The organism is Streptomyces sp. Rer75, assembly GCF_013414305.1.
Classification (GTDB): domain Bacteria; phylum Actinomycetota; class Actinomycetes; order Streptomycetales; family Streptomycetaceae; genus Streptomyces; species Streptomyces himastatinicus.
Genome location: NZ_CP058693.1, coordinates 5,388,354 through 5,401,820 on the forward strand (window position 1 = coordinate 5,388,354; position 13,467 = coordinate 5,401,820).

At 74.0% G+C, this 13,467-nt stretch carries 10 protein-coding genes; 4 read left to right on the forward strand and 6 right to left on the reverse strand.

Annotated features, from left to right (window positions below; all coding sequences use genetic code 11):
* Nucleotides 1-143: 143 nt before the first annotated feature.
* A complete protein-coding gene (locus tag HYQ63_RS23000; RefSeq protein WP_179935665.1) occupies nucleotides 144-1,793 on the reverse strand; it encodes an ABC transporter permease in 1,650 nt (549 codons plus the stop codon).
* Nucleotides 1,790-2,746, reverse strand: coding sequence for an ABC transporter ATP-binding protein (locus HYQ63_RS23005; RefSeq protein WP_179935666.1), 957 nt, complete (start codon nucleotides 2,744-2,746; stop codon nucleotides 1,790-1,792). Before HYQ63_RS23005 ends, HYQ63_RS23000 begins: the two co-directional genes overlap by 4 nt.
* Nucleotides 2,747-2,847: 101 nt before the next feature.
* Here HYQ63_RS23005 and HYQ63_RS23010 point away from each other — a divergent pair, with 101 nt between their 5' ends.
* Entirely contained in the window at nucleotides 2,848-3,369 is a 522-nt protein-coding gene (locus tag HYQ63_RS23010) for a GbsR/MarR family transcriptional regulator (protein ID WP_179940398.1), read from the forward strand.
* A gap of 63 nt (nucleotides 3,370-3,432) precedes the next feature.
* Here HYQ63_RS23010 and HYQ63_RS23015 read toward each other — a convergent pair whose 3' ends face one another.
* Nucleotides 3,433-4,476, reverse strand: coding sequence for a hypothetical protein (locus HYQ63_RS23015; protein ID WP_179940400.1), 1,044 nt, complete (start codon nucleotides 4,474-4,476; stop codon nucleotides 3,433-3,435).
* A 214-nt stretch (nucleotides 4,477-4,690) separates the two neighbouring features.
* Between HYQ63_RS23015 and HYQ63_RS23020 the strand changes: the two genes are divergently transcribed.
* On the forward strand, nucleotides 4,691-5,974 hold the full coding sequence (locus HYQ63_RS23020; RefSeq protein ID WP_179935667.1) for an adenylosuccinate synthase: 1,284 nt from the start codon (nucleotides 4,691-4,693) through the stop codon (nucleotides 5,972-5,974).
* A gap of 92 nt (nucleotides 5,975-6,066) precedes the next feature.
* Here the strand turns inward: HYQ63_RS23020 and HYQ63_RS23025 are convergent, their stop codons facing one another.
* Nucleotides 6,067-7,932 carry a DUF4328 domain-containing protein gene (locus HYQ63_RS23025; RefSeq protein WP_179935668.1) on the reverse strand — a complete coding sequence of 622 codons (1,866 nt, stop codon included), beginning with the start codon at nucleotides 7,930-7,932 and terminating at the stop codon, nucleotides 6,067-6,069.
* A gap of 53 nt (nucleotides 7,933-7,985) precedes the next feature.
* The gene (locus HYQ63_RS23030) at nucleotides 7,986-10,280 is read right to left on the reverse strand and encodes a serine/threonine-protein kinase (RefSeq protein WP_179935669.1); all 2,295 of its coding nucleotides are present in this window, start codon (nucleotides 10,278-10,280) and stop codon (nucleotides 7,986-7,988) included.
* A 235-nt stretch (nucleotides 10,281-10,515) separates the two neighbouring features.
* Here HYQ63_RS23030 and HYQ63_RS23035 point away from each other — a divergent pair, with 235 nt between their 5' ends.
* Both HYQ63_RS23035 and HYQ63_RS23040 read left to right on the forward strand, forming a co-directional pair.
* Nucleotides 10,516-11,166, forward strand: coding sequence for a DUF4956 domain-containing protein (locus HYQ63_RS23035; RefSeq protein WP_179935670.1), 651 nt, complete (start codon nucleotides 10,516-10,518; stop codon nucleotides 11,164-11,166).
* Nucleotides 11,163-11,963, forward strand: coding sequence for a polyphosphate polymerase domain-containing protein (locus tag HYQ63_RS23040; protein WP_179935671.1), 801 nt, complete (start codon nucleotides 11,163-11,165; stop codon nucleotides 11,961-11,963). Before HYQ63_RS23035 ends, HYQ63_RS23040 begins: the two co-directional genes overlap by 4 nt.
* 55 nt (nucleotides 11,964-12,018) lie before the next feature.
* Here the strand turns inward: HYQ63_RS23040 and HYQ63_RS23045 are convergent, their stop codons facing one another.
* Nucleotides 12,019-13,464: a HAMP domain-containing sensor histidine kinase gene (locus tag HYQ63_RS23045; protein ID WP_179935672.1), complete on the reverse strand. Its 1,446-nt coding sequence runs from the start codon at nucleotides 13,462-13,464 to the stop codon at nucleotides 12,019-12,021.
* Between the last annotated feature and the right edge of the window lie 3 nt (nucleotides 13,465-13,467).

The following is a 13,467-nucleotide window of genomic DNA, read 5'->3' on the forward strand; positions in this document are numbered from 1 at the left end:
GGGTCGGTGGCCGCAACGCACCCGCACCCGCATCCGCACCCGCGGACGCATACGCCCCGCACATGACTCGGCGCCGGGCCCGCCACAGGGGGAGTGCGGGCCCGGCGCCGAGAGGCATGCCGGGGAGGGGGCTGACGGAAGGGTCAGCCGATGTCGCGGCGGCGCAGGGCCACCAGCCCTCCGGCGGTCAGGACGGCCGACAGCAGCACCATCCACACGAACGGCGCCGCGGTGACGTGCTCACCGGGCAGCTTCGGCAGATGGCTGAACGGCGAGGTGTTCATGATGGATTGCGACACCTTGAGCGCCGGGCCCATCCAGCCGAGGGCGACGACCCAGCCGACCAGGCCCCAGGCGGCGGACGAGTACTTCGGGAGCGCCCCGATGAGCAGCACCGTCAGGCTGGTGATCAGCCACACCGCGGGCGCCTGGGAGAGCGCGGCGCCCAGGACGCGCGGCAGCGAGCCGCCCACGTCGCCCGACGCCAGCCCGTAGCCGAGGCCGAGCGCCAGCCCGCCGACGGCGAGCACGGCGACCGGGCCGAGGTAGGAGATGACCAGGTGGCTGGCGGCCCAGCGCAGTCGGCTGACGGCGTTGGACAGCAGTGGTTCGGCCCGCTGGTCGGTCTCCTCGCTGCGCAGCCGCAGCACGGAGCTCGCGGAGTAGACGGTGAGGATGGTGCCGAGGATGCCGACCATGGAGGCCAGGAAGGCGTCGTTGAGCCCTTGGGCGCCGCCCATGCGCTCGATGATCTCCCGGGTCTGGTCGCTGTCGCCGAGGAAGTCGTCGGCGCCGTCCGAGATGGCGCCGAAGATGGCGCCCGCGAAGACGAACCCGGCGACCCACCCGGCCAGGGCACCGCGCTGGAGGCGCCAGCCCAGGCCGAAGACGCCCTTCAGGAACGGACCCGCGGCGCGTGGGCCGGGGCGGGTCGCGTAGAAGCTGGCGCCGACGTCGCGACGCCCGGCCAGGGAGTACGCGACGGAGATCGACGCGGCGGCCAGCACCGCGATCAGCAGCAGCGGCCACCAGCGCTCGGCCGCGAACGGCCGGGCGTACTCGGCCCAGCCCAGCGGCGAGAGCCAGGTCAGCACATGACCGGAGCCCTTGGTGCCGTCCTCGGCGGCGTCGCCCGCCATGCGCAGCACGAACGCCACGCCGACGGCGGCCGCGGACAGCCCCCGGGCGAGCCGCGCGCTCTCGGTGAGCTGGGCGGCGACGGCGGCGAGACCGCCGAAGGCCATCCCGGACAGCCCGACGGCCAGCCCCAGCGCGACCGCTCCGCTGCCGCCCTGGGCCGCGAGACCGCCCGCGACGAGCAGGGCGACGGCGCCGTTGGCGATGGCCACGGTGAGCAGGGCCGCGGTGAGGCCCGCGCGGCGGCCGACGACACAGGAGGACAGCGCCTCCTGGCGGCCGGTCTCCTCCTCCTCACGGGTGTGCCGGATGACGATGAGCAGGCTCATGATCGCGGCGAATACGGTGAGGAAGGCGCCCACCCGCCAGACGGTGAGCGCGCCGAGCGAGTCACCGAAGGCGGTCCCGAACAGCGCGCGGGTCGCCCCGTTGCCGTTCATGTCCTGGACGAGCTGGGTGCGCTGGCCGGGTGTCTCGTAGGCGCTGTCGAGGCGGCCGACGGTGCTGGAGGCGGTCAGCCCGAGGCACAGCACCCACACCGGCATCATGATCCGGTCGCGGCGCAGCGCGAGCCGCAGCAGGGTGCCGGTGCCGGTCAGGTCGCGGGACGATCCGCGGGCCCGGCCGGTGACCCGGGTGTCGGCTACGGCGGTCATCGGGCGACCGCCTCTTCGGTGCCGGTGCCGGTGCCGGTGCCTGCGCCCGTCTCGGCGTCGGTGCGGGTGATGTCGTCCTGGTAGTGGCGCAGGAACAGCTCTTCCAGGGTGGGCGGGGTGGAGGTGAGGCTGCGCACGCCCGCCTCGGTGAGCCGGCGCAGCACGGCGTCCAGCTTGTCGCTGTCGACCTGGAGCTTGACGTGCCGGTCCTGGACGTCGAGGCCGTGGACCCCGGGCAGCCCGGACAGCCCGGTGGGCGCGGCGGCCAGCTCGGCGGTCACCGACGTACGGGTCAGATGGCGGAGCTCGGCGAGCGAGCCGGACTCGACCCGCCTGCCCTTGCGGATGATGCTGACCCGGCCGCACAGCGCCTCGACCTCGCTGAGGATGTGGCTGGAGAGCAGCACGGTGCGCCCGCGGTCGCGCTCCTCGGCCACGCACTCGCGGAAGATCTCCTCCATCAGCGGGTCGAGCCCGGAGGTCGGCTCGTCCAGGATCAGCAGTTCGACCTCGGAGGCGAAGGCGGCGACCAGCGCGACCTTCTGGCGGTTGCCCTTGGAGTAGGTGTGGCCCTTCTTGGTCGGGTCCAGCTCGAACCGCTCCAGCAGCTGGGCGCGCCGGGTCTGGTCGAGACCGCCGCGGAGCCGCCCGTACAGGTCGATGACCTCGCCACCGCTCAGGCTGCGCCACAGGGTGACGTCTCCGGGGACGTACGCGATGTGCTGGTGGAGGTCGACCGCATCGTGCCAGGGGTCCTTGCCGAGGAGCTGGACCGCACCGGAGTCGGCGCGCAGCAGTCCGAGCAGGACCCGGATGCTGGTGGACTTCCCGGCGCCGTTGGGGCCGAGGAAGCCGTGGACCTCGCCTGCCTCGACTTCGAGGTCGAGGCCGTCCAACGCGTGGGTCCGGCCGAAGGACTTGTGCAGGCCGGACGCGGAGATTGCCGTCTTCATGATTTCGAAGCTACGCTACTTTCACAAATTTGTGAAGTTGGGGAACCGTATAAACTTATGATGATGTGACGAAGAGGGGAGATGATGAGCCGGTGAGGGAGATGATCGAAGAACACGACGTACGAGATGACGAGGCGGTATCCCGGTTCGTCGAGCGGTTCGCCGCCGACCTCGTCGAGGCCGGGATGCAGCGGATGGGCGCCCGCGTCCTCGCCGCGCTCCTCGTCTCCGACTCCGGCGCGCTCACCTCCGCCGAACTCGCCGAGCGGCTCCAGATCAGCCCGGCCGCCGTCTCCGGCGCGATCCGCTACCTCGCCCAGGTCGACCTGGTCGCGCGGGAACGCGAACCGGGCTCCCGGCGCGAGCGTTACCGGCTCTACAACGAGGTCTGGTACGAGACGATGACCCGCCGCGACCAGGTGCTCACGCGCTGGGAGTCCACCATGCGGGACGGCGCGAAGGTCCTCGGCCCCGGGACCCCAGCCGGACAGCGGGCCTCCGAGACCGCCGAGTTCTTCGAGTTCATGCAAGCCGAGCTGCGCACCATGCTGGAGCGCTGGCGCGCCCACCAGGCGGCGACCCGCGCCGCCACCGGGGCCGAGGAGCCGTACGAGGAGCCGTAAGCCGTACGGGCCGTCAGCGGCACGAGCGGCACGGGCCGTCAGCGGCACGAGCGGCACGAGCCGTCAGCGGCGGTACGGCAGGGTGAGGCTCCACGCACCCGCCAGCACCGTCCAGGTCCGGCTGCGCACCGGGCCGCGGACCAGCGCGTCCGAGTGGTAGCGGAAGTCCTGGCCGGAGACGGTCACGGCCCGGGCCCGCGCCCGGACCGGCCCCTCGGCGCCCTCGTCCGCGTGCGGATGGACCACCACCTCGGCCAGCCCGCCGCCCGGCGCGGCCGTCGACACCGAGACGCCCTCGACCTGCCGGTCCAGATCGGTCAGCAGCACCCCGTCCGCCTCGACCCGCAGCCGCTGCGGCGGCGGCTGTGCCCGGCGCCCCCGGCCGCCCCCGCCGAGCCCCATGACCGGCAGCGACAGCAGCGTCAGCGCCGTCCGCGCGGTGCGCGCCGCCGGGGTCCACCAGGAGTGGTGGCCGCCGCCGGCGCAGCCGCCCGGGCGCGGCGGCCCCGCCGCGCCGCCGGGCCCGGCCCCGGTCCCCGGCCCGGCCGCGCCGGGGTCCTCGGCGTACGGATCGCAGCCGCAGTCGCAGCCGCCCGCCGCACCGCCGCCCGCGGCGCCGGTCATGCCGCCGTCCGCGGTGCCAGGACCGGTGCGGGAGGGCCCGGCCGGGCCCGGTGGCGCCGTACCGCCCGCGCCGTCCCCGCCGGGGATGCGCAGGCCCCCGAGGACCACCCCGCCGCTCTCGTCCACCAGCAGGTCACGCGGGCGGGCGGCCCCGTCGAGCACGGTGCGCGCCGCCGCGACCGCGTCCGTCGGCACGCCGAGCGCATGGGCGAGGGCGACCGTGGCCGCCCCGCCCACGGGCACGACGGACAGCGCCGCGTCCGCCAGCTCGCGCTGCCGGTGCAGCAGCTCCACGACCCGCAGCAGGGCCCGGTCGTCGCCCACCACGACCGGCCGTCGGCCGCCGCGCCGGGCCAGCGCCCGCTCGACTTCCTCCGGGCCGTCCGGCAGGCAGATTTTCGTTTGCGCGCCCGCACACAGCACATCTTTCGCGATGCGCACCGACTCCCCGTCCGTTCGCCGGGCGTTGGGGTCGATGACCATGAGCAGGCGGCGCCCCCGGACGGTGTCCGGCGGAGAGTGCCAGGGATCTGGAGCCGACACCTCGGTCCTTCCTCAGGTAATCTCTCGGTGCAAGAGCCCCTGTCGCTGTTGCGCCAGGGGCTTCGTCTATCCGGGGCACCGGTTCGACGGCTCTTGTGGTGACGCACGCCACCACGCACGTTGGACATGCCCCGCCCGGAAGGGGTGTACGCCTGTGCCCGCACTTGTGCTGCTCGGTGCTCAGTGGGGTGACGAGGGCAAGGGAAAGGCCACCGACCTGCTCGGTGGCTCGGTTGACTACGTGGTCCGCTACCAGGGCGGCAACAACGCGGGCCACACGGTGGTGGTCGGCGACCAGAAGTACGCCCTGCACCTGCTCCCGTCCGGCATCCTCTCGCCCGGATGTACCCCCGTCATCGGGAACGGCGTCGTCGTCGACCCCGCGGTCCTGCTCTCCGAGCTGAGCGGGCTGAACGAGCGCGGCGTCGACACGTCCAAGCTGCTGATCAGCGGTAACGCCCACCTGATCACGCCGTATCACACCACGATCGACAAGGTGACGGAACGCTTCCTCGGGAAGCGGAAGATCGGCACCACCGGCCGTGGCATCGGCCCGTCCTACGCCGACAAGATCAACCGCGTCGGCATCCGGGTCCAGGACATCTTCGACGAGTCCATCCTGCGGCAGAAGGTCGAGGCCGCGCTCGACTTCAAGAACCAGGTGCTCGCCAAGCTCTACAACCGCCGCGCCATCGCCGTGGACCAGGTGGTCGAGGAGCTGCTCGGCTACGCGGACCAGCTCCGCGGCTACGTCGCCGACACCACCCTGATCCTCAACGACGCCGTCGACCGGGGCCAGGTCGTGCTCTTCGAGGGCGGCCAGGGCACCCTGCTCGACGTCGACCACGGCACGTACCCCTTCGTCACCTCCTCCAACCCGACCGCGGGCGGCGCCTGCACCGGTGCGGGCGTCGGACCGACGAAGATCAACCGGGTGATCGGGATCCTGAAGGCCTACACCACGCGTGTCGGCGCGGGCCCCTTCCCGACCGAGCTGATGGACGAGGACGGCGAGAAGCTGCGCACCATCGGCGGCGAGCGCGGCGTGACCACCGGCCGCGACCGGCGCTGCGGCTGGTTCGACGCGGTCATCGCGCGCTACGCGACCCGGGTCAACGGGCTCACCGACTTCTTCCTCACCAAGCTCGACGTGCTCACCGGCTGGGAGCGCATCCCGGTGTGCGTGGCGTACGAGATCGACGGGAAGCGCGTCGAGGAACTGCCGTACAGCCAGACCGACTTCCACCACGCCAAGCCGATCTACGAGACGCTGCCGGGCTGGTCGGAGGACATCACCCAGGCCAAGACCTTCGACGACCTGCCGAAGAACGCACAGCGGTACGTGCAGGCGCTGGAGGACATGTCCGGCGCGCCCATCTCGGCGATCGGCGTCGGCCCGGGCCGCGACGAGACGATCCAGATCAACTCGTTCCTCTGAGGCCCCGGGCCCTTGGCCCACTGCGTACGGCCCGCACGAACGGCGTCATCGCGCCGCGTGCGGGCCGTCGTGCGTCAGGCGCGTTGGGCTGTTCAGACCGCGGGCGGGCCGAAGACCCCGGCGGGCACGGGCGGTTGTTGCTGCTGCTGCCGCTGCGCCGCCCGGCGCCGCTCCTGCATCCCGGTCAGCTTCACCACCACGGTGATCGCCAGCACCGAGGCCAGCAGCGAGATGCCGTCGTCAGCGATATGACCGGCGACCCCGATCCGCTCGTCCAGGCTCCTGCTGCCCTCGACGGCCACTTCCAGGAGCCCGGCGGACGGGGCGGAGAAGCACATCAGCACGAACGCCGCCCACCACCAGTGCAGCGCCGCGCGGGGCACCCGTCCGGGGCCCGGGCGAGCGCTGGCGGTCCAGATGTCGTTCGCGATCTGCTTGGGGATCCACAGCAGGGCGACCGGGATGAACCACGCCCCGACGGCGTAGCCGCTGCCGAACCGCAACCGGCCGGGGGACAGGGCCGTGGCGTTGACGTACGTACGCCGGAACCACACCAGCCACAGGATGACCAGCGCCACCACGCACATGCCCAGGGCGCCGTCCAGCGAGGCGACCGCCTCCGCCCTGCGGTCGACCGCGGCGGCGCTCCCCTCGTCTTCGGCCAGGTCGCGGAGCGCGCCGAACTGCGACATCCGCAGATACAGATCGCTGATCGTCAACAGCATCCACACGACGAACACGGCCACCAGGGAGTTCCCCAGCGCGCGCACCGAGCGCACCTTCCGCCCCTGGTCCGGCGGGCCCGCCGGAGTCTGGTACCCGCCGCCCTGCTGCGGCCAGGCCCCGCCCGGCTGCTGCGCCAGGGGCCCCGCGGCCCCGCCCATCGGGTAGGCGGACGCCGCCGGGCCGCTCGGAGTGGCGTACGCGGAGGGGGTGGGGGGACCGGCATACGCCGAGGGGGCCGACGGCGAGCCGCCCGGGCCCGGACTGGGGTTCGCGTACGCGCTCTGCGGCGGGGTGGGCGCCGGAGCCGTCGCCTGCTGATGCGGGTTCTCGGCCTCCAGCAGCTGGAGCGCGTCCCGGCCGAGCCGGGCCAGCAGCCCGCCCGGCAGCCAGGGCTCGGCGGGGTCGGGCGCGGCCGCCTCGGTGTACGCGATCAGGTCCGGCACGGACGGACGCTGCGCCGGGTCCTTGCTCAGACAGGCGGTGACCAGGCCCAGCAGCCCCTCGGGCAGCCCCTCAAGATCGGGCTCCTCCTGGGCTATTCGGTACATCAGCGCGTGTATGCCGCTGTCCACCCGGCCGAACGGCTGCCGCCCGGTGGCCGCGAACGCGAGCACCGACCCCAGGCAGAACACATCGCTCGCCGTGGTCACGGTCTCGCCGCGCACCTGCTCCGGCGACATGAACCCAGGCGAGCCGACGACCGCACCCGTCACGGTCAGGTTGCTGCTGCCGCCGCCCACCGCGTCCAGGGCGCGGGCGATGCCGAAGTCGATGACCCGCGGCCCGTCGATCGTGATCAGGATGTTGGACGGCTTGAAGTCGCGGTGGATCAGCCCCGCACCGTGGATGTCGCGCAGCGCCAGCGACAGACCGTGCGCCAGCACCCGCACCGACTGCTCGGGCAGCGCCCCGAAGTCCTCGGCCACCACCTCGTGCAGGGACGGCCCGCCGATGTACCCCGTGGCCACCCAGGGCACGGCGGCCTCGGTGTCGGCGTCGAGCACGGGCGCGGTCCACTGGCCGCCCACCCGCCTCGCCGCCTCCACCTCACGCTTGAAGCGGCCCCGGAAATCCTGTTGCCGAGCGAGTTCGGCCTGCACCAGCTTCACGGCGACGGTGCGGCCACGGGAGGAACGGGCGAGGTACACCTTGCCCATTCCGCCCTCGCCGAGCCTGCCGAGCAGTTGGTACTCGCCGATCCACCGCGGGTCCTGGGCCCCGAGGTTTTCCATCGCGGTGTGGCTCCTGTCCGTGTGCCGATGGTCCCCGTACGCCGATCGGCCGATCAGTTGAGACGGGTGAAGGTCTGGGTCATGGTCTCATCGCTGAAGCTGTCCGGGTCTTCATACACGACGCGGAGCTCGTCCTTTCCAGACGCGGTGAAAGTGAGCGAGGTTCCCGCCTCGCACAGATCCTCCGGTGTGGCCTTCGTGACCTTGACGGGGCTCAGCACGAGGCCCTTCTCGACCGAGGCCAGCGTCCGCTTGCCCTCGCAGTGGTACTTCTTGCTGTCGCCGATCTCCTCGGCCACCGCGGTGCCGATCGCGCCCTGACCGATCGTCAGCTTCCGGGTGGCGCCCGTCTCCCCGAACGCGTCCTTGGCCAGCCAGGTGCCCTCGTAGGCGGCCGGTACGGGTGTGTCGCCGGTCTTCGACGGGCGCAGCGTCGCCTCCGCGGAGCCGTCCGTGGTGCTCCACGCCAGCGAGCCGTCGTCCCCCAGCCGCAGCGTCTGCTCCCCGACGGCGCTGCACGCCTCGTCCGGGACGCTCGCCGCCACGTCCTCGTCCTCGATCACCAGCAGGCTGTCCGCCGACGTGAGGTTCGCCGAACTCCGGCAGAACGAATCCGGCTCGGACATCATCGTGTCCGCCACCGACGCGCCGACCGTGCCCTGTGAGAGGACGATCCGGCGGATCTTGCCGGTGGGGTCGCCCTCGTCGTCCTTGATCTCGCCCTCCCACGCGCCCAGATAGCTCCGCGGCACATCGCCCGCCGAGGCCGGATGGGTGGCCGACGGCCCCGCCGACCCCGAACCCCCGCCGGGCGCCTTCGACTTACCGGGGCCCGTGCCGGGCGGGGTGTGGGTCATCTTGTCGTAGTCGGTGGCCTGCTCGGTCTTGCCGCCCTTGTCGCTGTTGTACTTGACGATGGCGACGGCCGCCGCCCCGGCGATGAGCAGCGTGGCGACGGCGGCCGAGGTGACGACGAGCGTCTTACGGCGCCCCCGTTTGCCCGGCATCTGCGCCCCGGGGCCGCCGGGCGCGTTGGGGCTGCCGGGGCTGCCGGGCCTGCCGGGTCCGCCGGGCGCCGCCGCCGCGAACGACGTGACCTCGGGCGGCCCGAACCCCTGCGGTGCGGCCTGCGGCGGCGCGGCGGGCGGGGCCGGGGCCGGGTCGTGGCCGGGGCGTGATTCCGGGGCGGCAGGCGGCGGCGTCTCGGCGGCGGGCGTCTCCTCCCGCTGGTCCGCCGTCTTCGGCGGGTCGGCCGGGGGCCGTGGGGGCGTGGCGCCCGGCGCCGGGGTGCTGGGCGGCGGGGTGCTGGGCGGCGGCGGGGCCAGCGGGTACGACGTGGCCGACGGCGGGGCAGCCGGTGGCGGCGGCGGGACAGTGCCCGCCGTCGGCGGGAGCGGCGGCGGGGCGGGCACGCCGGGGCGTACCGGCGACGCGGCGGGCGTCTCCACGTCGAGCAGCTGCACCGCGTGGCGGCCGAGTTGGGCGACGAGGCCGCCCGGCAGCCAGGGTTCGGCGTCCGCGCCCGCCTCGTCCTCCGGACCGGCGGTGCGTTCCAGCAGCCGGTCCAGGGCGGGGCGTTCCTCCGGCGCCTTCCGCAGGCAGTCGGTGACCAGCTCGCGCAGCCCGTCCGGCAGCCCGGTCAGGTCGGGCTCCTCCTGGGCGATGCGGTACATCACCGCGTGCACACCGCTGTCGGCGGTCCCGAAGGGCTGGCGGCCGGTGGCGGCGAAGGCGAGCACCGAGCCGAGGCAGAAGACGTCGCTGGCGGGGGTGACGCGCTCGCCGCGCACCTGCTCGGGCGACATGAAGCCCGGGGAGCCGACGACGGCGCCGCTGCGCGTGAGGAGACCGTCGGTGACGGTTTCCAGGGCGCGGGCGATGCCGAAGTCGATGACGCGCGGGCCGTCGATGGTGACGAGGACGTTGGAGGGCTTGAGGTCGCGGTGGACGAGACCGGCGCCGTGGATGGACTGGAGGGCGTGGGTGAGGCCGTTGCCGAGGATGCGCACGGTCCGTTCGGGCAGGGGACCGGACTCGGCGACGACGGAGTGCAGCGAGGGTCCGGCGATGTAGCCGGTGGCGACCCACGGGGTGGCGGCCTCGGTGTCGGCGTCGAGGACCGGGGCCGTCCATTCGCCGCCCACCCGCTGGGCGGCCCGCACTTCCTGGGTGAAGCGCCGCCGGAATTCGCTTTGCTGCGCGAGTTCGGTCTGGACGAGTTTCACGGCGACCGTACGGCCCCGCGCCGAGTACGCCAGGAACACCCGGCCCATGCCGCCCGCCCCCAGCCGCTTGAGCAGCCGGTACTCGCCGATCCAGCGCGGGTCTTCCGCCCCCAGGTCTTCCATGCTGACGAACGTCCCTTCCCTGATCCCCCTGATCAGCCCCCTGGAGAGAATAAGGGCGGCCGAGAGCGAAGTGGACGACGCGGACCATCTGTTGTCGGTTCCGTATCCGCTCCGTATCCCCGGCGGGCGCCGTCGACACGTTAACCCTCGCGGGGGGCGGGTTTAACCGCGTTGTCCCTAACGTCCACAGGGCGTTCCGGAAACACCGGACGTCCTGTTCGGGAAAGGGAATCCGATGAAGTCCACGGAGTCGTGGGGCGCGCTCGGCCTGCATCTGGCCCTCGACCTGGTCGCGGTGGGCGTGCTCACCTTCGCCGTCTACTACCCCAGACACCGGCGCCGCGACCTGATACCGGCCTATCTCGCCCTGAACGTCGCCTTGTTCGCGGTGGTCGCGGCGCTCGCCCGGGTCGGCGGCGACGGCGGAATGGCCCTCGGCTTCGGCCTGTTCGGCGTGCTGTCCATGATCAGGCTGCGGTCCGACGCCATTCAGCACGAGGAGGTCGCGTACTACTTCACGACGCTGGTCCTCGGCCTGCTCAGCGGATTGCCGCACCTGGGCGCAGGGCCCGCCGCCGCGCTGTGCGGACTGCTGCTGCTCGTCCTGTACGTCGCCGACCATCCGCGGCTGCTGGCGGGCGCGCGGCGCAGCGTCGTCACCCTCGACACCGTGCACCGCGACCCCGCCGCGCTCCGCGCCGACCTCGCCGCCCGGCTCGGGGAGCCGCTGGACTGGCGGGTCGTCGAGGTCGACTACGTCCGCGATCTGACGGTCGTCGACGTGCGGTACCGCGAGCCCGCGCCCGACCGCCCGGCCGCGCCGGTGCGCGGGCCCCTGCCCGTGCCCGCCGAGCGGCACGCGCCGCTCTCCCGGGAGGCCGTGTGACCTCCCCCGCGCTGCGGGCCGTGGCGGACGCGGCCCGTGCCGCCGCCCCCGTCTCGCTGCCCGAGGTGCGGGCGGACGCCGAGCTGCTGGCCCGCTTCGACCGCGGCTATCTGCTGCCCGCGGAGGTCTTCACGGAGTTCGCCGCCCGGCTGACCGCCTCCGGCTTCCGGGCGCTGACCATCGGCGGCCGCCGCTCCTTCCGGTACCACTCCGTCTATCTCGACACCCCCGGCCTGCGCTGCTTCCACGACCACCGGCAGGGGCGGCGGCTGCGGTTCAAGGTCCGCGAGCGGGTGTACGAGGACTCCGGGGAGCGGCAGTTCGAGGTCAAGCTCAAGGGCCGCCGCGGCGAGACGGTCAAGCACCGGCGTGAGCTGGGCGCGGGGGAGAGCGCCGAGGGGCCCGCCGCCCGGGCCTTCCTGGCCGACGTGCTGCGCGACGCCTACGGCATCGAGGCTCCGGACGGGCTCCGTCCGTCCGCGATCACCGACTACCGGCGGGCGACCTTCGTCGCCGCGGGGCAGCGGGTCACCTGCGATACGGGGCTGGTCTGCCGCGACCCGCGATCGGGAGCGGCGCTGGCGGTCGACCGACGGCTGGTCGTCGTCGAGACCAAGTCGGCCGGTCATCTGACGGAGACCGACCGGCTGCTGCACCGGCTGGGCGTACGGGCGGCCGAGTTCACCAAGTACTGCGGCGCGCTGGCCGTGCTGCGGCCGGACCTGCCCGCCAACCAGTGGCGCCGAGCGGTCCGCACCGCCTTCGGCGCAAGCCCGGACCTGCCGCGGTCCGCGTGACACTCCCTGGGCCCTGTCCGGCGGCTCTTCGCGGGGCCGCGCCGCCGCTGTGACATCAGCCGCCGCCGCGGCGGGCCGCGATGCCGTCCGCCGGGGCGGGTGGCGCGCCGAAACGGACGGTGATCCGCGCCCCGGAGGCGCCGTTGCCGGCGGCGCCGTTCCCGGCGGGTGCGGCGGCCGGTGCCACGACCACCTCGCCGCCCGACTCCCGGGCCGTACGGCGCGCGATGTCGAGGCCGAGGCCGGTGGAGCCCGCGCCGCTGGTGCCGCGCCCGGTCATGTCGCCCGAGGGGAAGCCGGGCCCGTCGTCCTCCACGACCAGCACGCCGCCGCTCCCGCCGTCGTCGGGCCGGACGGCGACCCGGAAGGCGGTGCCGTGCGGGGTGTGGTCGAAGACGTTGCCCAACAGCACGTCGAGCACCGCCGTCAGGTCCGTCTCACCGACCCGGACCGGAACCGGCTGTTCGGGGATGTCCACCGCGACCGTACGGTCCTGGTCCTCCGCGAGCGGCAGCCAGAAGGCCGACCGTTCGCGGGCCAGCGCCGCCAGGTCCGCGGTCCGGCCCGCCTCCGCCGCCGCGGTGCCCCCGCCCTCCGCGCCCTCCGTGCCCCCGCCGAGGGGGTGGCGTGCGGACTGGATGACCTCGTCGACGCTGCGCTCCAGGGCCGCCACGTCGGCGGCGATCCGCTCCGCCTCCGCGGAGTCCCGCAGCCCCTCCGCGTCCAGCCGCAGCACGGCGACGGGGGTGCGCAGCCGGTGGGCGAGGTCGGCCGCGTTCTCGCGCTCGGCGGCGAGGAGTTCGTCGATGCGGGACGCCAGGTGGTTCAGCTGCGCGGCCACCAGACGCAGTTCCGGCGGGCCCTCCGGCTCGGCCCGCGCGGTGAGGTCCCCGGCCGCCAGGCGGTCGGCGACCGATGCCAGACGCCGCGTCGCCCCCACGAGCCGGGCGCCGAGCCGGTCCGCGACCAGCAGGCCCAGCAGGATGAGCCCCGCGCCGATGCCGGCGATGGCCAGCCAGGAGGCCAGGACGCCGTCGTACAGCTGCCGCTGGTCCACCGCGACCTGGACGACGGCCGTGCCGCCCGAGCGCACCCCGGCCCCGGGGTCCGCGGTGATGCCCTGCACGGGCACCAGCGCGACCCGGCCGCCGCCCTCCGGCGCGTACAGGAACGCGCGCCCGTGCCGGGCCAGCCGTACGGCGTCCGTCACCGGTGCCCGGGCGCCGAGCGAGCGCCCGTCCGGCAGGATCACCGAGGACCGCGGCAGACCGGGCCCGTTCACCCCGTCGAGCGCCGTGCGCACCTGCTCCATCCCGTCCCGGGGGTCCGGGTGCGCGAGCGATCTGCCCACGACGGCGGCGAGCGACTGCGCCCGCTGGGTGGCGTCGGCGGTCGCCCGGTCCGCGGCATGACCGCGGGTCAGCAGCACCAGCGGCACCAGCAGGGCGGCCAGGACGAGGGCGGTGGTGGCGGCGGTGAGCCACAGCAACTGGCGGCGCACGGC